The sequence below is a fragment of the Kitasatospora sp. MAA4 genome (assembly GCF_029893355.1).
Lineage (GTDB): Bacteria > Actinomycetota > Actinomycetes > Streptomycetales > Streptomycetaceae > Kitasatospora.
On sequence record NZ_JARZAI010000010.1, the window covers coordinates 245883 to 266664 of the forward strand.

At 70.1% G+C, this 20782-nt stretch carries 24 protein-coding genes and 1 tRNA gene; 18 read left to right on the plus strand and 7 right to left on the minus strand.

The genetic code is table 11. The features are described 5' to 3' along the window. The first annotated feature begins 127 nt into the window (after positions 1 to 127). Positions 128 to 442, plus strand: a complete 315-nt coding sequence (locus P3T37_RS15915; RefSeq protein ID WP_280724298.1) for a hypothetical protein — start codon at positions 128 to 130, stop codon at positions 440 to 442. 71 nt (positions 443 to 513) lie between these two features. On the opposite strand, the gene P3T37_RS15920 is transcribed toward P3T37_RS15915, so the two are convergent. Continuing rightward, on the minus strand, positions 514 to 1551 hold the full coding sequence (locus tag P3T37_RS15920) for a GDP-mannose 4,6-dehydratase (RefSeq protein ID WP_280724299.1): 1038 nt from the start codon (positions 1549 to 1551) through the stop codon (positions 514 to 516). Positions 1552 to 1769: 218 nt separating this feature from the next. On the opposite strand from P3T37_RS15920, the gene P3T37_RS15925 reads away from it, so the two are divergent. Next, positions 1770 to 2777 (plus strand): hypothetical protein, encoded by a 1008-nt coding sequence (locus P3T37_RS15925; protein WP_280724300.1) that lies wholly within the window; start codon positions 1770 to 1772, stop codon positions 2775 to 2777. A gap of 8 nt (positions 2778 to 2785) precedes the next feature. Here the strand turns inward: P3T37_RS15925 and P3T37_RS15930 are convergent. From P3T37_RS15930 to P3T37_RS15940, 3 genes are all read right to left on the minus strand, one after another. Continuing rightward, positions 2786 to 2874 (minus strand) — tRNA-Gln (locus P3T37_RS15930). A 337-nt stretch (positions 2875 to 3211) separates the two neighbouring features. Then, on the minus strand, positions 3212 to 3442 hold the full coding sequence (locus P3T37_RS15935) for a DUF397 domain-containing protein (RefSeq protein ID WP_280724301.1): 231 nt from the start codon (positions 3440 to 3442) through the stop codon (positions 3212 to 3214). Then, positions 3439 to 4299 (minus strand): helix-turn-helix transcriptional regulator, encoded by an 861-nt coding sequence (locus P3T37_RS15940; RefSeq protein ID WP_280724302.1) that lies wholly within the window; start codon positions 4297 to 4299, stop codon positions 3439 to 3441. The genes P3T37_RS15935 and P3T37_RS15940 overlap by 4 nt, the downstream gene beginning before the upstream one ends. 286 nt (positions 4300 to 4585) lie before the next feature. Here P3T37_RS15940 and P3T37_RS15945 point away from each other — a divergent pair, with 286 nt between their 5' ends. The 14 genes from P3T37_RS15945 (at position 4586) to P3T37_RS16010 (ending at position 15098) form a co-directional block, all read left to right on the plus strand. After that, complete coding sequence (locus tag P3T37_RS15945; RefSeq protein ID WP_280724328.1) at positions 4586 to 4975, plus strand: ATP-binding protein; 390 nt, start codon at positions 4586 to 4588, stop codon at positions 4973 to 4975. Between the two features lie 39 nt (positions 4976 to 5014). Further along, positions 5015 to 5425, plus strand: a complete 411-nt coding sequence (locus tag P3T37_RS15950; protein ID WP_280724303.1) for a 6-carboxytetrahydropterin synthase — start codon at positions 5015 to 5017, stop codon at positions 5423 to 5425. Positions 5426 to 5427: 2 nt separating this feature from the next. After that, positions 5428 to 6168: a 7-carboxy-7-deazaguanine synthase QueE gene (locus tag P3T37_RS15955; protein ID WP_280724304.1), complete on the plus strand. Its 741-nt coding sequence runs from the start codon at positions 5428 to 5430 to the stop codon at positions 6166 to 6168. Between the two features lie 48 nt (positions 6169 to 6216). Then, positions 6217 to 6906 (plus strand): GTP cyclohydrolase I FolE, encoded by a 690-nt coding sequence (gene folE, locus P3T37_RS15960; RefSeq protein ID WP_280724305.1) that lies wholly within the window; start codon positions 6217 to 6219, stop codon positions 6904 to 6906. Further along, positions 6842 to 7402, plus strand: coding sequence for a phosphoribosyltransferase family protein (locus tag P3T37_RS15965; protein WP_280724306.1), 561 nt, complete (start codon positions 6842 to 6844; stop codon positions 7400 to 7402). Before folE ends, P3T37_RS15965 begins: the two co-directional genes overlap by 65 nt. Next, positions 7392 to 8210: a class I SAM-dependent methyltransferase gene (locus P3T37_RS15970; RefSeq protein WP_280724307.1), complete on the plus strand. Its 819-nt coding sequence runs from the start codon at positions 7392 to 7394 to the stop codon at positions 8208 to 8210. Before P3T37_RS15965 ends, P3T37_RS15970 begins: the two co-directional genes overlap by 11 nt. Beyond that, complete coding sequence (locus tag P3T37_RS15975; protein WP_280724308.1) at positions 8207 to 8929, plus strand: thymidylate kinase; 723 nt, start codon at positions 8207 to 8209, stop codon at positions 8927 to 8929. Before P3T37_RS15970 ends, P3T37_RS15975 begins: the two co-directional genes overlap by 4 nt. After that, the gene (locus P3T37_RS15980; protein ID WP_280724309.1) at positions 8919 to 9953 is read left to right on the plus strand and encodes a radical SAM protein; all 1035 of its coding nucleotides are present in this window, start codon (positions 8919 to 8921) and stop codon (positions 9951 to 9953) included. The genes P3T37_RS15975 and P3T37_RS15980 overlap by 11 nt, the downstream gene beginning before the upstream one ends. Continuing rightward, on the plus strand, positions 9950 to 11062 hold the full coding sequence (locus tag P3T37_RS15985; protein ID WP_280724310.1) for an aminotransferase class I/II-fold pyridoxal phosphate-dependent enzyme: 1113 nt from the start codon (positions 9950 to 9952) through the stop codon (positions 11060 to 11062). The genes P3T37_RS15980 and P3T37_RS15985 overlap by 4 nt, the downstream gene beginning before the upstream one ends. A 79-nt stretch (positions 11063 to 11141) precedes the next feature. Next, on the plus strand, positions 11142 to 11912 hold the full coding sequence (locus P3T37_RS15990) for a thymidylate kinase (protein ID WP_280724311.1): 771 nt from the start codon (positions 11142 to 11144) through the stop codon (positions 11910 to 11912). Continuing rightward, positions 11909 to 12655: an HAD family phosphatase gene (locus P3T37_RS15995; RefSeq protein ID WP_280724312.1), complete on the plus strand. Its 747-nt coding sequence runs from the start codon at positions 11909 to 11911 to the stop codon at positions 12653 to 12655. The genes P3T37_RS15990 and P3T37_RS15995 overlap by 4 nt, the downstream gene beginning before the upstream one ends. 28 nt (positions 12656 to 12683) lie before the next feature. Then, on the plus strand, positions 12684 to 13652 hold the full coding sequence (locus P3T37_RS16000) for a phosphoribosylaminoimidazolesuccinocarboxamide synthase (RefSeq protein ID WP_280724313.1): 969 nt from the start codon (positions 12684 to 12686) through the stop codon (positions 13650 to 13652). Positions 13653 to 13746: 94 nt separating this feature from the next. After that, positions 13747 to 14409, plus strand: a complete 663-nt coding sequence (locus P3T37_RS16005; protein ID WP_280724314.1) for a 3'-5' exonuclease — start codon at positions 13747 to 13749, stop codon at positions 14407 to 14409. 56 nt (positions 14410 to 14465) lie between these two features. Beyond that, on the plus strand, positions 14466 to 15098 hold the full coding sequence (locus P3T37_RS16010; protein ID WP_280724315.1) for a disulfide bond formation protein DsbA: 633 nt from the start codon (positions 14466 to 14468) through the stop codon (positions 15096 to 15098). Positions 15099 to 15133: 35 nt separating this feature from the next. Here P3T37_RS16010 and P3T37_RS16015 read toward each other — a convergent pair whose 3' ends face one another. The 3 genes from P3T37_RS16015 to P3T37_RS16025 form a co-directional block, all read right to left on the minus strand. Continuing rightward, positions 15134 to 15700 (minus strand): NUDIX domain-containing protein, encoded by a 567-nt coding sequence (locus P3T37_RS16015; protein WP_280724316.1) that lies wholly within the window; start codon positions 15698 to 15700, stop codon positions 15134 to 15136. 225 nt (positions 15701 to 15925) lie between these two features. Then, on the minus strand, positions 15926 to 17722 hold the full coding sequence (locus tag P3T37_RS16020; protein ID WP_280724317.1) for a penicillin-binding transpeptidase domain-containing protein: 1797 nt from the start codon (positions 17720 to 17722) through the stop codon (positions 15926 to 15928). 161 nt (positions 17723 to 17883) lie between these two features. Next, positions 17884 to 18912: a helix-turn-helix domain-containing protein gene (locus tag P3T37_RS16025; protein WP_280724318.1), complete on the minus strand. Its 1029-nt coding sequence runs from the start codon at positions 18910 to 18912 to the stop codon at positions 17884 to 17886. A gap of 47 nt (positions 18913 to 18959) precedes the next feature. Here P3T37_RS16025 and P3T37_RS16030 point away from each other — a divergent pair, with 47 nt between their 5' ends. Both P3T37_RS16030 and P3T37_RS16035 read left to right on the plus strand, forming a co-directional pair. Further along, positions 18960 to 19880 carry an oxidoreductase gene (locus P3T37_RS16030; RefSeq protein ID WP_280724319.1) on the plus strand — a complete coding sequence of 307 codons (921 nt, stop codon included), beginning with the start codon at positions 18960 to 18962 and terminating at the stop codon, positions 19878 to 19880. A 136-nt stretch (positions 19881 to 20016) separates the two neighbouring features. Then, positions 20017 to 20619, plus strand: a complete 603-nt coding sequence (locus P3T37_RS16035) for an RICIN domain-containing protein (protein WP_280724320.1) — start codon at positions 20017 to 20019, stop codon at positions 20617 to 20619. Positions 20620 to 20782 lie beyond the last annotated feature (163 nt).

Here is a 20782-nt window from a genome sequence, read left to right on the forward strand (position 1 = left end):
GGCATTCCCGCACACCAGCGGCCAGTGTCCGGCGACCGCGCCAGGAAAACCCCTAGTGATCGCCACCGGTCGCAAGGGGCCTGCGAGACTAGGGATTTGCCGGGCTCTCCCGGCGCACGATCGAAGGGTGCTGGACGACCTCGACCAACTCGAACTCACCGAACCGGGCGCGGACGCGGACGCGGAAGGGCTCGACCTCCTCGCCCTCCTCGACCAACAGCTCATCGCCCGGCTGCTGTTGAGGGTGCGCTGGGCCCGCGAGCAGCAGCTCCAGCGGCGGGCCGTCGGCCTGCCGGCCACCGCGCTGGCCCAGGAGAACGCGATGCTGCGCCAGTACGTCGCCCGGCTCGGACCGGACGGCGCCGGCATCGCCCTGGCGATCCTCGCGCTGTCCGCCCCCGCAGCCCGTCCGCTGCCGGCCGACCCCGCAACCGACCGCTGAGCGCACCAACGCCCGTCGGGTACCCGGCCGTTCGACCGGGTACCCGACGGGCGTTCGCACTCCTGCCGGCACTACCAGCGCGCCCCGGAGAGCATCGCGCCGTAGTCCCGGACCAGTTGGGCCTGGTTGAGGTCCGACTCCACCATCATCCGCATCAGTTCGGCGAAGTCCACCTCCGGCTCCCAACCCAGCTCCTGACGGGCGTTGGAGGAGTCCGCGCAGAGCGTCTCCACCTCGGCCGGGCGGACCAGACCGGGATCGACCACGACGTGCTCCTCCCAGTCGAGGCCCACGCACTCGAACGCGATCCGCGCCGCATCCCGGACCGAGTGCATCCGCCCGGTACCCACCACGTAGTCACCCGGGCTGTCCTGTTGGAGCATCAGGTGCATCGCGCGGACGTAGTCGCCCGCGAAACCCCAGTCGCGCACCGCGTCCAGGTTGCCCAGGCTCAGCCTGTCCTGGAGCCCGAGCTTGATCTGCGCCACCGCCAGCGAGATCTTCCGGGTCACGAACTCCGCACCGCGACGCGGCGACTCGTGATTGAACAGGATCCCCGAAACGCCGTACATGCCATAGGACTCACGGTAGTTGAGGGTGATGTAGTGCCCGTACGCCTTGGCCACCCCGTACGGACTGCGCGGATGGAACGACGTCGACTCGCTCTGCGGCGCCTCCACCACCTTGCCGAACATCTCGGAGGAGGACGCCTGGTAGAACCGTATCTGCCCCGAGGTGTCACCCCCGGCGGACGGCTTGTTCAGCCCGCTCACCAGCCGGATCGCCTCCAGCACCCGCAGCACGCCGGTCCCGTTGACCTCGGTCACCAACTCCGCCTGCTGCCAGGACATCGGCACGAACGAGATGGCCCCCAGGTTGTAGACCTCGTCCGGCTGCACCGCGTCCACCGCCGAGACCAGACTGCCCTGGTCCATCAGATCGCCGTCCACAAAACGCAGCCCCGGAATCAACTGCGCTATCCGGTCCTTGCGCGGATTCGCCTGCCCCCTGCTGAGCCCCCACACCTCGTACCCGAGCCCGATCAGGTGCTCGGCCAGATACGAGCCGTCCTGCCCGGTCACGCCGGTGATCAACGCACGCTTGGACATCCGTTCCCCTTTCGCGCCACGGAATTACTCCTACCGCGGGGTCGAAGTCCGCGATCCCGGACGTCCCTCGCAGGCCGTTTCCCGGCAGGGTCAGCGAAACACGGAACAAGCTAAGGAATTTTCGAGACTTCGAGGCCCCCCGCCCACCCACCGCAACCAAGATCGGCACGGGCTCGTCCCCCTAGTGGATCGAAGGCACCGAACACCAGGGGGACACGATGGCCGCGGCCGAACCGCACAATCCGTACGCAGCGGCGGACTGGCGCCTACCGGAGCCGTCCACACCGAGCCCGCGGCGGCGGGTCCTCGCCCTCGGATCGGCCTGCGCCCTCCCGTCGTTGACCTCGGTGGCCCTCGGCAGCGCCGTCCCGTACCTCGACGGCACGGGCGTCCAGGATCTACTGGCGAGCGCTCGCGTGATGCTGACGCTCGCGACGGCGATCCCGGCGCTCTTCTTCGCACTGCACGCCCTGCGGCCGTCCGGCCCTCGGCGGCGCTGGCTGCTGGCGCCCGCGCTGATCGCGGTCGCCCTCGCCGCGACCGGGGCGCTGGGCCACCTGCTGCCCTTCCGCCCCGGCCTGCTGAGCGTACTGGTCTTCGCCCTCCCGTCCTTCGCGCTGGCCGGCGCCGCGGTGCTGCGCTCTCGCGCCGCTCTGCTGACGGCCGCCGGCCTGCTGCTGGGCGTATTCGCCCTCGCGCTGCCCCTCCGAGCGGCGCAGCAGGAGATCGGCGTCCAGGACCTGCTGATCGGCACCGGCATCCCGTCCCGGTCCCTACTGCAACCGATCACCTCACCCGGGGTGGAGGTCACCGGGTTGAGCTCACAGGGACGGCAGGCGGTCTTCGTGTTCAGTGATCAGCAGGACCTGGACGACGGCAGCGGCGGATTCAGCAGCGCCTTCGAAAAGGCCGCGGTCGAGACGATCTCCCCGGGCTACAGCGATCCCTGCAACCGCCCTCTGCTGTCCGCGGACGGTGAGCGCCTCACCACCAGTCCGCTCACGCCCTGCTTTCCGGAGCCGGGCGGCCTGTGGTCCGACGGCGCGAGCCAGTACGTCCTGCAACGCGACGGCCTCACCATCACGCTGTCCGCCGCCCCCAACCTGAGCACCCTCCACGGGCACGTCGCCCCGGCCATCCTGTCGACCCATCCCGTCACCGACCCCGAACTGCGCACCCTGGAGGGCTGGTTCCCCTACAGCTGGCTCGGCGTACTGCTGCTCTGACCACCCTGCGGAGAAGGCAGGATTCGAACCTGCGCGGGCTTGCACCCGACCGGAACCAAAGCTCCGACCCCCGATGGACCACTCCGGGCACCTCTCCCCGGGACCGAGCACCTGCCGGTGCGCCGTCCCCGTGCTCACTACTGTGCCAGCATCCCCCTGAGATCCCCCTGACACCGCTCTGACACCAACTCCATTGACCTCAGCTCCCGTTCCCCACGGCCAGGACGTGCGCGGCCGCCTGCCCGGCAGCGGCTCTTACTTGGTGGACCGGCATGACGGCAGCATCCATCACATCCCCGCCACCACGTGGATAGCCGAGGACTGTCGGAACTCCACCTACGGCAGCCAGTAGCAGCCCGGACGAGGGGGCGAGGTTCAGGCCGTGTTGCTGGTCCACATCGGGGGAGCCGACAGACGACTCCTGCGCCAGGGCTTCACTTCCTGCGGAGTTCACCACGCATGATGCCCGCGACGAATGTGTCGTACTCGGCGTCGTCGAAGATGTGAGGCACCTTGTCTCGGTTCTTGGAGTCACGAATCGCCACGATTCCGCGGTCAAGGAAGGCGATCTCGACGCAGTTGGTCCCGCCGCTGCTGGCGGTCTGCCACTCAGCGCTGGCGAACTGGTCGTCGAGCCAGGCGGGGTCGAGGTCGTTCTTGTTCATGACGCGAGTTCCTTGGCGATGGTCTTGAGCAGTGACAGGGATGCCTTCTGTCCAAGGGCATCCGATTTCAGGTGATTGCTGGTGGTCCGGTACACCTCGACCGACTCCGAGTCAGTGAGGTGGAGGCGGGCACGGGTCGCCTCGATCGTGACAGTATCGCTGCCGGTGGCGAACGACATCAGCATGAATGGCCCGTCCATGCCCGCGTGAGCGCCGGCGCTCAGCGGCAGGATCTGGATCGTGGTGTTCGGATCGCCCCGCAGCAGGTCAATCAGGTGCTCGACCTGGGCCTTCGCCGCCGGGCGACCGCCAACCTCCTGACGCAGGAGCCCTTCAGGGATCACGGCCCAGATCTTCAGAGGCGGTTGGCGCTCAGCCATGACCCGCCGGTGCTCGGCGCGCATGGCAATGAACCGCTCGATGTCGTCGGCGGTGGTCCATGCACGGCTACCTTCGATGATCGCCCGCTCGTACTCGGGGATCTGTAGCAGGCCATGCAGGACTCCGGAATCCCAGTGGAAGAGGTCGACAGCTTCCTCGATCTCGGTCAGGTAGTCGCTGAGGGGATCGTCCACGACACCCTGGTAGCGCTGGTGCCAGTCCGGCTCGGCAGCCCGGCGGACCAGCTCGCGCCATTGGGAACGTCGGGCCTCTTCGTGGATCTGCAGGACCTCGAAGAAGTGAGGCAGGACCTGGAGTTTGACTCCCTGTGTCCCGTTCTCGATCTTGCTTATGGTCGACAGCGCCTTGTAGCCGAGCTGCTGAGCGGCTTCCTCCTGACTCCAGCCCAGCGCCTCGCGAGCGCGCCGGATCTCAGTCCCCAGGCGCCTTCGGCGCGGGGTTGGCTCGACGGGCATCGCACCTCCTGTCTCACGATCCGCATCTCTCTCAGGCCAGGGTAGTGCCCGTGCCACTACCGGCATATGACAGCCCGCCAGAAAGAAAGACTTTCCTTTCAGAGCGACTTGCCCTTCCGCCAATGCAGGGTCCATCATCGATGACACGGAAGCGCAGAGTGCCCATCCGGGCACGGAACGCAACGATCGCTGCCGTGTTCGCACTCTGGGAGGCTCCATGCCTGTCGCGTCTGTCGATCTTCTCGGCGAGTGCCGTTTGGCGCTCCCGGCCGTTCGCCCCGAGACGATGGGCCTCGTGCGCCAGATAGTGCGGACCCAGCTGCGGATGTGGGGCAAAGACGAGCTCTGCGAGGCGGCGGAGCTGGGAGTCACCGAACTGCTGACCAACGTCCTGGTCCACGCGAGCGGCGACTGCGAGTTGCTGGTGGGCGAGATCAGCGACGGAGTTGTGGTGGGAGTGACCGACTTCGACGACGGGCTGCCGGTCGCCAAGGTGCCCACCGACGACGAGCCCGGCGGGCGGGGGCTGTTCCTGCTTTCTCAGCTCGCGGAAGAGTTCGAAATCCACGCGCTCACCCGGGGGAAGCAGGTCTGGTTCCGCCTGGCCCTCGCCCCGGGTGCCGACGAGAAGCAGCCGGGCACGCCAGCCGATCCGAGGCGAGAGATCACCTGTTGACCGAGGCAGCCGCCTCGTCCCAACTCAGTGAGGAAGATCATGGATTTAAGTTCCGTTCCGCTGCTGCCCGGGGCCTTCACCATCGGCAAGAAGCTCAGCTTCGAGGCCGGCCACCGACTTCCCGGGCTGCCGCCCGAGCACAAGTGCTCCCGACAGCACGGCCACAGCTACGAGGTCGAGGTCATCCTCACCGCCCCATGCCTGGAGGAGCCCGGCTTCGTCACCGACTTCGGTGCCCTCGGCCCGTTCAGGACGTTCCTCGACACCGAGTTGGACCACCACAACCTGGACGAGATCCTGCCCTTCGAGCCGACCTCGGAGCGCCTGGCACAGTTCCTGGCCGGCTGGTTCATCCAGCACCTCCAGCCGAAGGTCCCCGGCCGCCTGATCGCCGTTCTCGTCCGCGAGACCGGGAGCAGCTGGGCCCGCTTCGACGTGAAGGGGAAGTGACCATGCCCCAGCCGATCGCCGCCGGACCCGCCACACATGACCCCGCGTCCGGGCTGATCCTCGCGGAATGCTTCGGTGTCGAGGTTCCGACCTTCCAAGGCGAGGGTCCGAGCTGCGGGCACCCCGCCCTGTTCATCCGCCTCTCCCGGTGCAACCTGACCTGCGCGAAGTGCGACACGAAGTACACCTGGGACTGGTCCCGGTTCGACCCGCGCCAGGAGTCGACGAGGCGGACGGTGGCGGACCTGGTGGCCTGGGTCGCGTCCTCCCCGGTCGAGCTGGTCGTGATCACCGGCGGTGAGCCGCTGATCCAGCAGGCGCGCTTGGTGCCGCTCGTGCGGGAGCTGCTGACCGCCGGGAAGCGGGTGGAGTTCGAGACGAACGGCACCATCGCACCTGTGCCCGAACTCGTGGTCCACGGGGTCCGGTTCAACGTCTCGCCCAAGCTCGCCAGCTTCGGCATGGAGGAGGGCAAGAGCATCGTGCCCGCTGCGCTGAGGACGTTCGCGGCGTCTGGGCGTGCTGTGTTCAAGTTCGTCGCTTCCTCGGTGGCCGACCTTGACCGGATCGCCGAGTTGGCCGACACCCACCAGCTCTCGCCGGTGTGGGTGATGCCGGAGGGCACCACCGCGCAGGCGGTCACCGAAGCGACCCGGGTCCTCGCGGACGCGGTGGCGGCCCGGCACTGGTACTTCACCACGCGGTTGCACGTGCTGGCGTTCGCGGACGCCCGAGGCCGCTGACCGTACGCACCTGTTCCTGCCCACAACCCCAGAAAGCGAGTTGAGCCCATGGCGACCTCGATTGCCACCTCAGAGGCGGACCGGAGCGCCGCGGCCCCAGGACCCGGCCGGCCCGCCCTGGCCATCGACACCAGCCGGGTCGCCGACCTGGTCACCCAGCTGCTGGTTGAGCTGGGTGAGGACCCCACCCGCGACGGTTTGGCCGACACGCCGGACCGTGTCGCCGCCTGGTGGAGCGCCTTCCTGTCCCCGGACGACAGCGCGGTAGCTACGTGCTTCGCCGAGTCCCAGCTGAGCGGTCAGCTGGTCGTCGTGGGCGGTATGAGCGTGTGGTCGCTGTGCGAGCACCACATGCTGCCCATGAACCTCCAGGTCACCGCCGGGTACGTGCCGGACGGAGAGGTGGTGGGCCTGTCGAAGTTCGGGCGGATCGCCCAGCACTTCGCCGGTCGGCTCCAGGTCCAGGAGCGATTCACACGGCAGTTCGCCGAGCACCTCACCGGCTTGATCGGACGTGAGGACGTCGCGGTCGCCGTACGCGGCCTCCACCTGTGCATGAACATGCGCGGCGTGCGGATGGAGAAAGCCCGGACCACAACGGTGCACACCGGCGGCCGGTTCGCCAGCGACCCGGTGCTCAACCAGCAGTTCCTCACCCTTGCCGCCGATCGGCATGAACCCCAAGAAGACGGTGAATCCCATGAACAGGTTACCGACGCCGTCGACGCACGGCGCTGACGGGTCCGGGCCTCTGTACCTGACGTGGGACGACATCGGCGCCGCGACACGGACCCTCGCCGAACAGGTGACGACTGCGGGGGTGCCGCAGGTTGTGGTGGGCATCGTGCGCGGCGGCATGATCCCGGCGGTGTGGCTCGCCCATCGCCTCGGAGTCCGCGACGTGCGGAGCGTCGAGGTCACCCGCACCACCAGTGACAGCATCAACGCCGCCAAGACCACGCTGCCGACCACTCGCAACCCCGCCTCGCTCGGCGACCTCGCGGGCCTGGACGTGCTGCTCGTCGACGACATCGCCGGCAGCGGCGCGACCCTCGCCCACACGGAGGACATGCTCCGCGACCTCGGTGCCGCCCAGGTGCGCACCGCGGTCCTCACCGTGAACCGGGCCAACTGGGCGCGGGAGGCCGAGCCCCAACGCGTCATCGACTACATCGCATCGCTGAACAACACCTGGATCGTTTTCCCCTGGGAGGGACAACAGCATGAGCGCTGAACTGGACGAGCAGTACCGCACCCGTCCGGGTACGCCGATGATCGGCCCGTACAGCACCAACCAGATGGACGACTTCTACTCCGCGCTCGCCCGCGGCGAGGCGAAGCCGTCCGGCCTGATGAACCTGCTGCAGCACCTCATCGTCGCCGAGCGGTGCGCGGACGGGGCGAACGTGCTCGACGTGTGCTGCGGCCGTGGACTGGCCCTGCCACTGCTCCACCGATACGCGCCGAAGATCGCCCGCTACGTCGGTCTCGACGTCAGCCCGGCGAACCTCGCCGAAGCCCGCACGCGGCTGATCGCGCTGCGGGAGGAGTACGGCAACCCGTTCCCCGTCGAGTTCGTCGAGCACGACGTCTCCGACCCATGGCCGGAGCTCCCGCAGTTCGACGTCGCGCTGTACACCTCGGCGCTGGAACACCTGCCGTACGAGCTCGGCGTGAAGAGTCTGGTCGAAACGGGAGCCGCGCTCGCCCCAGGCGGCGTGCTGTACCTGTCCACGCCGCAGGCGTTCGGGCCACCGCCGCGCCCGTTGCAGTACCGGGTCCACGTGTACGAGTGGTCGCGCGAGGAGGTCGTGCGCGCCGTCGAGGCCGCCGGCCTGGTCGTGGACGATGTCATGGGTGTGCTCCCGCCCGAACCGGACGAGGTGGTCACCGAGTTGGCGGAGCGGTACGGGGCCGGCGCGGTCGACTGGTACCGCGACCTGGCCGCCCGGGTACCGAAGGCCCTGCTGGACACGGTGTCGTCGGTCGCCGTGCCCGACCGGGCGACCGAGCTGCTGTTCGTCTGCCGGAGGCCGGCATGACCGTCATCACGGTTCCCGCTCCCCGCCGCGCCTCGGACGATTCAGGCCGACCGCTGTGGGTGAGCGTGGAGGGCATCAACGGAGTCGGGAAGACCACCGCGGTCCGCGCGACGGCCGCCTCGCTCGGCTCGCGGTGCCTGCGGCTGGACGAGCTGACCGACCAAGCCGCCGACACCCTGCCCGGACAGGTGATCGCCGCCCTCTCCGCGGAAGGGGACGTCTGCCTGCGGACTGGGCACCCGGTCGTGGAGACGCTGGCGCTGCTGGCGCTCAAGTTCCGTGAGGTCGAGCGCCTGACCCCCGAGCTGCTGAACGGCGTCGCCGTGATCCTGGAGGACCGCGGCGTGGACAGCGTGGCCGTGTGCCAGGGAGCGATCCTGCACGCCGAGCACCGGGCAACGCCGGCCCGGGCGGTGGCCGAGCAGATCCTGGCCACCGCCCGCCGGTGGCGGTCGATGCCGGACGCCACCCTCCTGCTGACCGGCGACCGCGAGGTGTGCACTGCCCGGTTCGCCGCCCGGATCGGCCGCACTCTCCCGGCGAGCGCCCTGGAGGTGATCAAGCAGACCGAGCACCTGTACCAGGAGCTGGCCGCCGCCGAGCCGGACCGGTTCACCGTGATCGACGTGACCGGCTACGACCGAGAGGAGACCGGCAAGGCCGTCGAGGAGACCGTCCGCGCCATCGCGGCGCACCGGGAGGTCGACCGTGCCTGGTGACATCACCCTGCTGTGGGCCCTGCGTTCCCCCTGCTCGTTCGGCTGCCCGCACTGCTACTTCGGGGAGTTGGAGGTACACAAGGAGGCTCTCCCGGAGGGCCCGGGATTGCTTTCCCACATCCCGGTCCGCGACCTCGACCGCACCGTCATGGAGGCGTTCGCGCAAACCCTGGCTTACTCGCCGGTCGAACGGGTCGTCCTCGCCGGCGGTGAGCCGCTGGACTGGCTGCCCGCCCTCAGCCTGATCAAGACGATCAAGGAAGCCGGGTGCGAGGTCGTCGTCGCGACCAACGGCGTGCCGCTCACCCGCCCCGGCATCGCCCAGCGGCTCGTCGAGCTCGGCGTCGACGGGGTGTCAGTGTCCCTCGACAGCGCGGACGCGGCCGCCAACGATCGGCTGCGGCCCTCCCGGTCCGGCCGGGTCGGTCACCGCGAAGTCCTGGCCGGCATCAGCACCCTGCTGAGCGAGCGCGGCTCCGGGCCCGGCCCCCGGATCGGCATCTACACGGTGGTCATCCGCGACCGGCCCCAGGAGATCACCGACGTGGCCCGCCTCGCGCGGGAGATCGGCGTCCACTACTACGTCCCGCAGCCCATCTCCCTCCCGCCCGACCACAAGCTCTTCGCCGAGCGCTGCCACACCCCCAGCGACGTGCCCGCCGTCGAGAACGAACTGCGCCGCCTCCAGCAGGACCCCGGCGGGCTCACCATCCCCGGCCCTACGTACATGCGACAGTTCGTCACCTCGATCTCCACCCAGGACAGCGGCCGGGTCGAGGACTGCTTCGGTGGTGCCCAGCTCTTCTTCATCCAGCCCGACGGCTCGGTGTGGGACTGCCCCTCCGACCGGCGGATCGCCGCCACGCCGCCCCAGGAGCACCGCACGATCGTCGGCGCCGACGCGCAGGTCCTGTTCGCCGACCGCCCAGCGTGCACGGACTGCTCCCACTTCTCCCGGGACTGCGTGAACATGGGCCCGCTCGTACTCGGCATGCCCCGCTTCCTCGCCCGGGAGGCAACATGACCGGCCTCCCACCGCTGCCCTCGGCGCAGAGCCTCGGCGAGGGCATGCTGGCTGCGCTGGCCAGCATGCCGGACCCCGCCGGGGCCGAGTTCACCAGCGGGCTGGAGCACGACCTCGCTGACGCGTTCTCCAGCCGGCACGCAGTCGCGGTGTCGTCCGGCACGACGGCCCTGCACGCCGCGCTGTCCGCGATCGGGGTCGGCCCGGGCGACGAGGTTCTGGTGCCGGCTCTGACCGTCGTCATGACTGCCGCGCCAGTTGTACTGCTCGGCGCCACACCGGTGTTCATCGACAGTGATCCCCGGACGCTCGATCTGGACTTCGCCGACGCCGCCACCAAGATCACGGCCCGCACCAGAGCGATCGTTCCGGTGCACCTGTGGGGCAGGATGGGCGCCCCAGCCAGCCTGCTCGCGTTCGCCGCCGAGCATGGGATCGCTGTTGTTGAGGACGCCGCCCAGGCCGCGGGGACGTCGCGCGCCGGTGCCATGGCCGGGACGGTCGGCGCAGCCGGGTGTTTCAGCCTGAAAGACGGCAAGATCCTCTGGAGCGGTGAGGGCGGCTTCGTCCTGACCGACGACAGCGCTCTCGCCGCCCACACCAGGGCCTTCCGCAGCCACTGGCTCCAGCCCCCACCCGGCAGCCACCCCCAGGAACGGATCGCCCTCAACGGCCGTCTGGCCGAACCGCTCGCCGCGCTCGCCCACGCCAACCTGCGCAGATTCCCGGCCCTGCTGGAGCACCGCCGCGCCCAGACCGCGCATCTGATCCGCGCCCTGGACAACGCCCGCGGACTCACGCCGCTCCAGCCGGCCACCGACGAGACGTGGAACCACTACGCCCCGCTCGTCCACATCGGACTGCCGAACCCCCGGGCATTCGCCGAACACCTCGCCCAGCAGGCAGTACCGAACTCCACCGGCACCTTTCGACTGGTGCCCAGCGACACCCGGCCCATGTTCACCGGGGCGGACCGGAAGCCGTGCCGCGGGGCCGCGCAGATCCTGGACCGCACCCTCGCGCTCGTCCTGACCGAACGCGACGACGAAGCGGTGCTCGACCACCACGCCGCCGTCATCACCCGGGAGGCCGCCGCATGGTGCACATGACCGACGCCCCGGACTCCGCACCGACCGGAACGCCGCTTCCGGAACTTCCCTGCTTTCGTCGCCGAACGGATGCCGCCGCATGACGACCTCACCGCAACTCGCTGCCTGCACCCGCGGCCCGCTGATCTCCGCCGAGGGTCTCAACGGAGTCGGCAAGACGTACCTCACCAACCGCGCCGTCGACGGGCTCGGCACCAAGCCACTGATGCTGGACGAGTTCTCCCAGCGGGCCAACGGGCGCCCGGGCCTGGGCGAGGCCCTGCTGCGCTCACTGCGCGAGGCCAGCGCCGGTGACCCGTTCCTGCGCGGCGGCACCCCCATGGCCGAGGCGCTGATCCTCATGGCCATCAAGCGGCACGACCTGGACACCGTCCTGCCCGAACTGTCCAGCGGCCGTCCCGTCGTTGAGGGCCGCAGCGTCGACACCACCGCCGTGTGCCAGGCGCTGCTGCTGCACCCCAGAGACCCGGACGCCGCTCTCCAGACCGCGATCGCCCTGCTCGGCCTCTCCTCCTCCTACCGGCCGCTGCCGGACCTCACGATCCTGGTCACAGACGACGCCTCGAAGGCCCTGGAACGAGCGCAACGACGGGACCAGTGCGTCTTCACCACCGAGCAGGCCACGTTCATGACCGAGGCGTGCACACTCTTCGAGCAGCTGGCCGCCACCGATCCGGACCGCTACCGAGTCGTGGACCGGCGCCAAGTCAACGAGCACGAGGCGGCCGAGCAGATCCGGGCCTGGATCGAAGGCGCCGGCGGCAACCTGGGCTGCATGGTGGAGCCGTGGCAGGGCCCGGGAGCCGCGTGCATCTGCTGCGGCCGGCTCGCCGAGATCAAGTCGGCATGAGCACGGAGCTTCGACACTCGTCACACACCGGGCAGCCCTGTCCGGGGAGTTGTGTTCCCGCGATCCCCAAGGGTGTCGAGGCCCTGATTCTCGACTTCGACGGAACCCTCGCCGACACGACCGCAGGCCATGAGGACGCGCTGCGTACGGCACTTCTGCCGTACGGCATCGACCTGGATCACGACTGGTACCGCCAGCACGTTGGGCTGTCCATCCGTGACCTCCTGGCGGCCCTCTCCGGCGGTCTGCCACTGCCCTATGACGAGATCATCGCGAAGAGCCGCGCTCACCTGCTGGCCACCGTGCACACGATCAAGCCGATCGCGTGCGTCGTCGCGCTCCTGAGCCTGGCGCGCCATGCCGGGCTGCCCTGCGCCGTGGCATCGGGCGCAAGCCGCTTGCTCGTCGAACCCGGTCTCGACGTGCTGGGCCTGACACACGAGTTCGCTGCCGTCGTCGCACGCGAGGACGCCACGAACGGCAAGCCGGACCCGGAGCTGTTCCTCACGGCTGCCCGACGCCTGGGGGTCTCGGCGGGCAACTGCCTCGCGGTAGACGACGCTCCAGACGGCATCGCCTCCGCCCGCGAGGCCGGCATGCGGGTGCTCACGGTGATCGGCGGCCACCTCGCCCCAGTCGGATCTGCGGAAAGGGCCGCGCCGGCTAGCTCACCCGCCGGGGGCCGCGACGCTGCGGCACCACCGGCCACCGCATCGCCCCGATCCGCAGATCCCGCCCGATGACGGCACGATGCCGTCGAACCCGAGGAGCATGATGCCCGTCCTCCACTCGACCAAGAACCTGCAAATCGTCGAACCTCCCACCGCAACCAGTGAAGGCGTCGGCATCTTCGAGTACACGGACAACTACACCGTCTTCCACTACGGCCGGATGCCGGACCCGATTCCCGGCAAGGGCGAGGCGGTCTGCCGCATGGCCGTCGCCAACTTCACGATGTTGGAAGCAGCCGGTGTACGGACCCACTTCCGCCGCTTCATCGCCCCGAACCGAATCGAGTTCGCTCTCGCGCGCCTCCCGGCCCTCACCGTGCGCCCCTTCACCTCGAAGCAGGGCAACTACCTCATCCCCCTCCAGATCCTCTTCCGCAACGAGCTCCCACCGGGAAGCTCCGTCCACCGACGCCTGGCCGCCGGTGACCTGACCCCGGCCGACATCGGCCTGCTCGTGATCCCCGCGGTCGGCGAGAAACTGGAACGACTGCTCATCGAGTACGCGACCACCCGCGAGGACGTCAACCGGTTCATCGCCCCCGGCGAGGCCCAGCGTCTCGCCGGCTTGGACGACGAGCAGTTCGAGGCCATGCGAGAGACCACCGTCAAGGTCAACGAGGTGCTGACCGGGCACGCTGCCAAGATCGGGCTGAGCCACTGCGACGGCAAGGTGGAGTACCTGGTGACGGGCGATCAGGAGCTGGTGCTCGCCGACAGCCCCGGCACGCCGGACGAGAGCCGCCTGATGTTCAACGGCGTGCACTGCGGCAAGCAGACCCTGCGGGACTGGTACGTCGGCTCCGGGCACGAGATCCCGGTCAGCAGGCTGATCGCCGAGGGCGTGCCCAGGAGCCGGTGGCCGCAGCCGGCACCGCTCCCGCCCGCGTTCGTGCCGGTGATGACGGACCTGTACCGGTCCCTGAGCGAGGCGTGGACGGGCGAGCGGCTGTGGGACGCACCGGACCTGGAGGCCGCCACCCGCGCCGTCACCGAGGTCATCGGCCAGTGACAGTGCGTCAGAACAGCCGGCGTTCCGGCATGCTCGTATGGGTATGCCGGGCGCCGGCTGGCACCGGTGCGGACCTCGCGAGAACGGTGGACACATGGGAAGCCTGACCGACGATCCCGCTTTCCGAGCGATGACGTTCGTGGTCATCGACTTCGAGACAACGACGCCGACGGGCCACCCGCCCCAGCCGATCGAGGTCGCCGCTCGCGCTCTGCGCCACGAGAACGGCGGATGGGCGCAGAGGGGAACAAGCGCATCCCTGATCCGGCCACCCGCGTTCGCACCGGTGACACCGGCCGACACCGCCCAGACCGGTCTGACGGCCGAGCAACTGCGGCAGGCACCCACACCGGCCGAAGCGCTGGGCGTGCTGGACAGGCGGTTCACGGTCGGCACCCCGTACCTGCTGGTGGCCCAGCACGCCGCCACCGAGGCCAATGTGATTTACAACCAGCGCGAGCACTGCCCGGCGCTGGCCCGTATCGACTTCCTCGACACGATCCCGCTGGCCAAGCACCTAATCCCGGGCCTGCCAAACTACAAACTCGACACCCTGCTCGCCCACTTCTCCATCCAGCAGCCAGCTGACCGACACCGGGCCTACGCCGATGTCGACGTCACCGCGCAGGTCTTCCTGCGGCTCGTCACCCTCGCCGACGAGAGCGAGCACCTCAGCGACCTCACGGCTCTGGTGAAGACCGCGGGGCGCACGGCCAAGTGCAACCGGCCCGCCCAAGGCGGACTCTTCGACCTCTAACGCCCCGGACCAAGCACGACAGCCCAACCACTCCTAGAGAAGACGGTGCCGATCTGATGACCGACACGCAACCTGACCGCGAACCGGTCCCGTTCTGGTTCGACCCGCTGTGCCCCTGGGCGTGGATCACCTCGCGCTGGCTCCTGGAGGTGGAGAAGATCCGGCCGGTGCAGGCCGACTGGCGGATCATGTCACTTTCCTACCTGAACGTCGTCCAGCGCGAGGGCAAGGGGCTCAGCGACGACTATCGGGAGCTGATGACGAAGGCATGGGGCCCGGTGCGGGTCTGCGCCGCAGCCGCCGAGCACGACAGCCCCGCCGTGTTCGGAGCTTTGTACACGGCCATCGGCACGCGGCTGCACAACCACAAGCGCCGCGACGATCCCACGGTCATCACCGAGTCTCTGACGGAAGTTGGCCTTCCCGAGGCACTTGCAGCTGCCGCCAGCAGCACGGAGTTCGACCAGTTCATCAAGGACTCGCACCACGAGGCATTCGACGAGGTCGGCCTCGACGTCGGGACACCCGTACTGCGCATCCGCGGCACAGCCCTGTTCGGCCCCGTCGTCACACCGGCTCCCCGTGGTGAGGCCGCCGGACGGCTCTGGGATGGCCTGGTCCTGGTCGCTGAGACGGATGGCTTCTTCGAGCTCAAGCGGAGCCGCGACCGCAAGCCGTCCTTCGAATGAGCGCGCTACCCGGCCCGCAGCAGTCGACGGGGTGGTCAGCCGAGCCGAGCCGGCGCGCTCACCGCCCGGCCGATACGGTGCCCGACCAGGCGCTCGGCCATGGCGAGTGGGTACCAGGCCGCGCCCGTCACCTCGGACTCCTGCAGACGGCCCACGTCCACATTCGCGTGAGCAGTCCGGAAGGCGAATCCAAGGTCAAGATGATGGTGGGCCGGCTCGTCCTTCTCCGGCCGAGCCGGAACCTGGCCGTACTCGATGTAAACAGGCGCGTGCGACGCAGGGAGCACATCGGCGGGGTCCAGCCCGGTCTCCTCCGTCAGCTCGCGTACTGCGGCGGCACACAGATCGTCATCGGTGGGCTCAAGGTGGCCACCAGGCTGCAGCGTGATCCCGTACGCCAGGTGCTCGATGAGCAGGACCTCAGCGTCGTCGCGAACAAGGAGCGCGCCAACGGTCACGTGCATGGGGAAGCTTCGCCGCGAGGCGAAGTCCCGCCCTTGGGCTAGGAGCCGCAATGGCTCGGACAACTGCTCGACCTCGTCCGGGTAGCGCTCAAGGTAGGCGGCAAGGACGTCCGCGACAGCCGAATCACTGATCGCCACGGAGCACCTCCACGCCAGCCTGAGAGCCAACCTCCCCGTGACCGATCGGTCGGATGCGAGCAACGAGCGCTAGCAATGTCAGCTCCAACAAGGCGTGTGGCGGACAAGGAAGTTCGCACTCTACAAGTTGGGCCTGAGTCGACGCGCGCCAACGCGCCGTCTCGCTGGTGTCCGTCGAACATCGCGGGCTCTCTGCTGGTGCCACCGTCAGGACCACCCAGGCCCTCAGCTCCCGTTCCCCACCGCCAGGACGTGCGCGACCGCCTGGCCGGCCGCCACGGCGCCGTAGCCGCCGCCCTGGATCTCGGCGGCGACCGCGAGGTCACCGCGGTAGGCGATGAACCAGCTGTTGGGGGCCGGGGCGCCGTCCACCTGGGCCGTGCCGGTCTTGGCGCCGACGCGGCCGGTCAGTCCGGCCATCGCCGACTGGGCCGTGCCGTCCGCGGCGGTCTTGGCCATCATGGTGCGCAGCTCCTGGGCGACCGCGCCGGGCAGCGGCTGGGCGGCCTTGGGCTGCGGCAGGCCGGGGAGCAGGATCGGCTGGCGGAAGGTGCCGCTCTCGACGGTCGCCGCCACCGACGCCATGGCGAGCGCGTTGGCCCGGATCGCGCCCTGGCCGATCACCTGGGCGGCCGCGTCGTCCGAGTCCGTCGGGGCCGGGATCGTCGCGTCGTAGCTGCTCACGCCCGGTCCGGTGGACCAGGGGATGCCGAAGCCGAACTGCTGTGCGGCCTGGCCGAGCGCGCCGGGGGCCAGTTTCGCGTGGCTCTCGTCGATGAAGGCGGTGTTGCAGGACTGCGCGAAGTCGTCGGCCAGCGTGTAGTCGAGGTGGTCGCCGGTCTCGTCGTTGTGCCACAGCTTGGGCGAGTTGGTGGTGGCCTTGCAGGGGACGGCGCTCTGCGGCTGGTCCCCGGCCTCCAGCAGGGCGGCCGCGGTGATCACCTTCATCGTGGAGCCGGGCGCGATGCTCGCCAGGAACGCGTTGTCGAAGCCGTTGGCCGGTGCGTTGGCCACCGCCAGGATGTGGCCCGTGCTGGGCTCGATCGCCACCAGCGAGGCGGGGCCGCCGCCTGCGGACTGCTGGGTGACCGCCGCCTCGGCCGCCGCCTGGACGTCGGCGTCCAGGGTCAGCCGCTCCTCGGGGCCGGCGGCCGGCGGGGAGATCACGAACAGCTGGTTCGCGGGGCTCCCCTCGGTGCCGCCGGCGATCACCAGGGCCTTGCCGGCGGCGGCACCGGCCGTGGTCCCACCGCTGCCGGCGGGCTGGAGCGAGGCCAGCAGCGGGGTGAGCGAGGGGAACGCTGTCAACGGCCGGCCCTGGCGGTCCGTCACGGTGGCGGTGGGGACGGGCAGCGACCGGACGGCTATCGACTCCCCCCGCCCCAGCCGCGGGTGGATCACGGTGGGCGCCCAGTGCACCAGCGTCTGCCCGTCGCCGCCGCGCTCCACGCCCACCTGCCCGTCGTACGTCCACGGGCCGGTGGCGCCGTCGATGGAGACCGTGGCCTTGAAGCCGAGCGTCAGCACCCCTGGCACGGCGGGCGTCGCCACCGTCCCGGCGGCGGGCGGACCGCTGGGGACGAAGGCCAGCGAACTCGGGTGCACGGTCTCCCCGAACGCCGTCAGCGCGTCGATCGCGGTGTCCGGATCATCGGTCAGCGCCCCGGCCCCCGCCAGGTCCCCCTTGGCCCAGTCGCTCAGAAACGCCTGCTCGGCGGCCGCCGCCTGGTCGGCCGCCGGCGGGACGGTACTGGACGGCGACGGCGAGCGGCCGCCCACCGGCGGGCCGGCCGCGTGCGAGCCGCCCTCGATCGCCGACGCGAGGTTGTACGCCCCGAGCCCGCCCACCACGAAGAGTCCGAGCACGACGCCGGCCAGCCCGACCTTCAGCGCCGTACCGGCCTGCCGCCGCTGCCCGGGCTCCTCACCGTCGCCGTCGCCGTCGCCGTCCCCCTCCGGCATGTCGTGCACGTCCTGCAGCTCGTCGTCCTGGTCCATCGACTTCTCTCCCCCCGGAGTCATGAATGCGTCCTGGCGATGACCTTAGGGGACTCGAACTGGTTCGAACACATCTCCCCCACCGATCCTGCCCTTCCCACCGACGATGTCACTGACCCAACGCCGCGACCCGCTCCCCGCGTTGCACCCTTTTCGAGGATTTCGAGATTGGTTCGGCCACCGCCTCACCCCGCGCCGGCCGCGAGGACGGCGTCGGCGACGGCGGTGCGGGCGTAGAGGACGGATCGGCCGGCGCGGTGGGCGCTGACCAGGCCGGCCTCGCGCAGGGCGGTGAGCTGCTGGGAGACGCCGGGGGCGGAGATGCCGGTGCGGCGGGCCAGTTCGGTGGTGGAGGCGGGGGTCTCCAGTTCGGTGAGCAGCTGGGTCCGGGAGCGGCCGAGGACGGCGGCGATGGCGGCGGTCCCGGTGACCGGGCGTGGCTCCCAGAGGGTTCCCACGCCGCGTGCGCGGTAGGCGAGTTGGAGCGGGTCCGGCAGGGTGACCCGGGTACGCAGGGAGGATTCGGTGAAGGCCGTGGGGAGCAGCAGCAGGCCCGCGCCGGAGGTCTGCCGGGACAGGGTCCGCTGCCGGCGCACCACGCGCAGCACGTTGTCGTCCCACCGCACCGACGGGTGCAGGTCGTTGAAGAGGTGGCCGACGCCGTGTTCGGCGACCTGGCGGGCCCGGTGGAACACGTCGGCGTCGAGGACGGTCCGGATCCGCGCCCAGTAGGGGGCGAGTGCCAGCTGCCAGTAGGTCTCGATCGCCTCCACGACCCGGGGCAGCCGGGCCCGCGGCTCGGTGTACAGGGTCCGCAGCCGCGGGCCGAGGCCTCCCTGATGGCGCTTCAGGTGGTCGAGGTCGCTGCGGATCCGGTCGGCGGGCACGGACAGGATCGTGTCCAGTTCCTCCGCCAGGGTGGGGGCCGGTCCGGCGGGCGCCGGGTTGAGGAAGTCGGGCACATAGCCGGAGGGCGGGATCAGCTCGGCCAGCCAGCCCTGGTCCAGGCCGGCGGCCACCACCCGCGGCCGGACCTGCTCGACCCAGCGCCGGTGCACGGGATGCGCTGAGTCCGAGTCCGAGTCCGAGGTCAGCAGCCGGAAGCTGGGGGTGATCTCCCACATCGGCGAGACGGCGAACCGCAGTTGCGCCAGATCGTTCGCCGAGAAGGCCAGTTCCGCCATCATGTCGACCACCCCCGTGGTTTCAGCCATGGCTTAATCCATGGCGACCCACTCTAGCGCGCGACGATCATCTGAACATGACATCACACACGACCTCGCACGCGGTCAGCGCTGCCGCCGCAGGCACCTGGCGGCTCGGCGACCTGACGGTCAACCGGCTCGGCTTCGGCGCGATGCGCCTGCCGCAGCACGGCCCGGCCTTCGCCCCCGGCGCCGCGCCGAGCGATCGCGGCCGCGCGATCACCGTACTGCGCCGCGCCGTCGAGCTCGGGGTGAACCACATCGACACCGCCGCGTTCTACTTCTCACCGCTGCGCTCCGCCAACGAACTGATCAACCGGGCCCTGGCGCCCTACCCGGACGACCTCGTCATCACCACCAAGGTCGGCCCCGGCCGCGACCCGTCCGGCGCGTGGCTGCCGCACGCCACCGCGCCGCAGCTGCGCGGCCAGGTGGAGCAGAACCTGCGCCAACTCGGCCGCGACCACCTGGACGTGGTGAACCTGCGCGTCCTCGGGACCGATTCGATCGCCGAGCGCTTCGGCGCGCTCGCCGAGCTGCGCGAGGCCGGGCTGATCCGTCACCTGGGCGTCTCCAACGTCACCCCCGAGCAGTTCGCCGAGGCCCGGGCCGTCGCGCCGGTGGTCTGCGTGCAGAACCTGTACGGCCTGGGCGTGCGGCCGGAGCAGGACGCGTTCGTGCGCGCCTGCGGTGAGCAGGGTGTCGCCTTCGTACCGTTCTACTCGATCGCCGGGGCGGGGCGCGACGCCGGTGCCACCGGCGTCGACAGCGCGGAGCTGCTGGCCGTCGCCCGCTCCCACGGCGCGAGCACGGCACAGGTCCGGCTGGCGTGGACCCTGCACCGGGGGCCGCACGTGCTCGCCATCCCCGGCACCGGCAACCCCGACCACCTCGCCGAGAACGTGTCCGCCGCCGCCCTGCGCCTCACCGAGGACGACCTGGCCCGCCTGGACGCCCTCCACCTTGACGCGCCATGACCAAGCGGAGGGCGGCTTGCCACCTTGCGGCGACCTCTGGCAATCCTGCGGTCCGGCACATAGCGTGTGCGTCAACTCGCCGTACGGGGCGGCGAGTTTACGCTTCGAGCCAAGCTCGGAGCGAGAGGAGTGAACCATGCGTACTCGCAAGAGTTCGGCGCTGCTCGCTGTTGCAGTGACCGTCGGCATGGCAGCCTTGGGGCTGGCCCAGACCGCGAACGCCGCCACCGCCGGGGCGCCGAAGGTCATCGATGTGACCTCCGTCGCGCAGATCCCGACGGTGCACAGCCACCTCAAGGGGCAGGTGACGCCGAACGTGGTCTACCGGCTCACCATGACCAACAACCACGGCGGCAAGTGTCTGGACGGGGACCTGAACACCATCGGCAACAACGGTGGCGTGGTCCAGCTGTGGGACTGCAACGGCTGGAACAACCAGGTCTGGGACTGGGTGCCCTCCACCGTGAACGGCGCCGGCTGGTACACCATTCAGAACGACCACGGTGGCCAGTGCCTGGACGGGGACCTCAACGGCATCCCGAACAACGGCGCCAAGGTGCAGCTGTGGGGCTGCAACGGCTGGAACAACCAGCAGTGGGCCTGGGGCGGCGCCACCCTGGTGAACGGAACCGGCGGGCAGTGCCTGGACGGGGACCTGAACACCATCGGCAACAACGGTGGCGTGGTGCAGCTGTGGGCCTGCAACGGCTGGGACAACCAGGCGTGGACGACGCACTGACGCACTGACCGGTAGTCCGTAGTCGGGGGGGGGGGGGGGGGGGCCCCCCCCCCCCCCCCCGCCGGGGGGGGGGGGGGGGGGGGGCCCCCCGCCCGGGGGGGGGGGGGGGGGACAACCGGCCCGGGGCCGGGGGGGGAGGGGGGTGGGGCGTGGGGCCGAACAA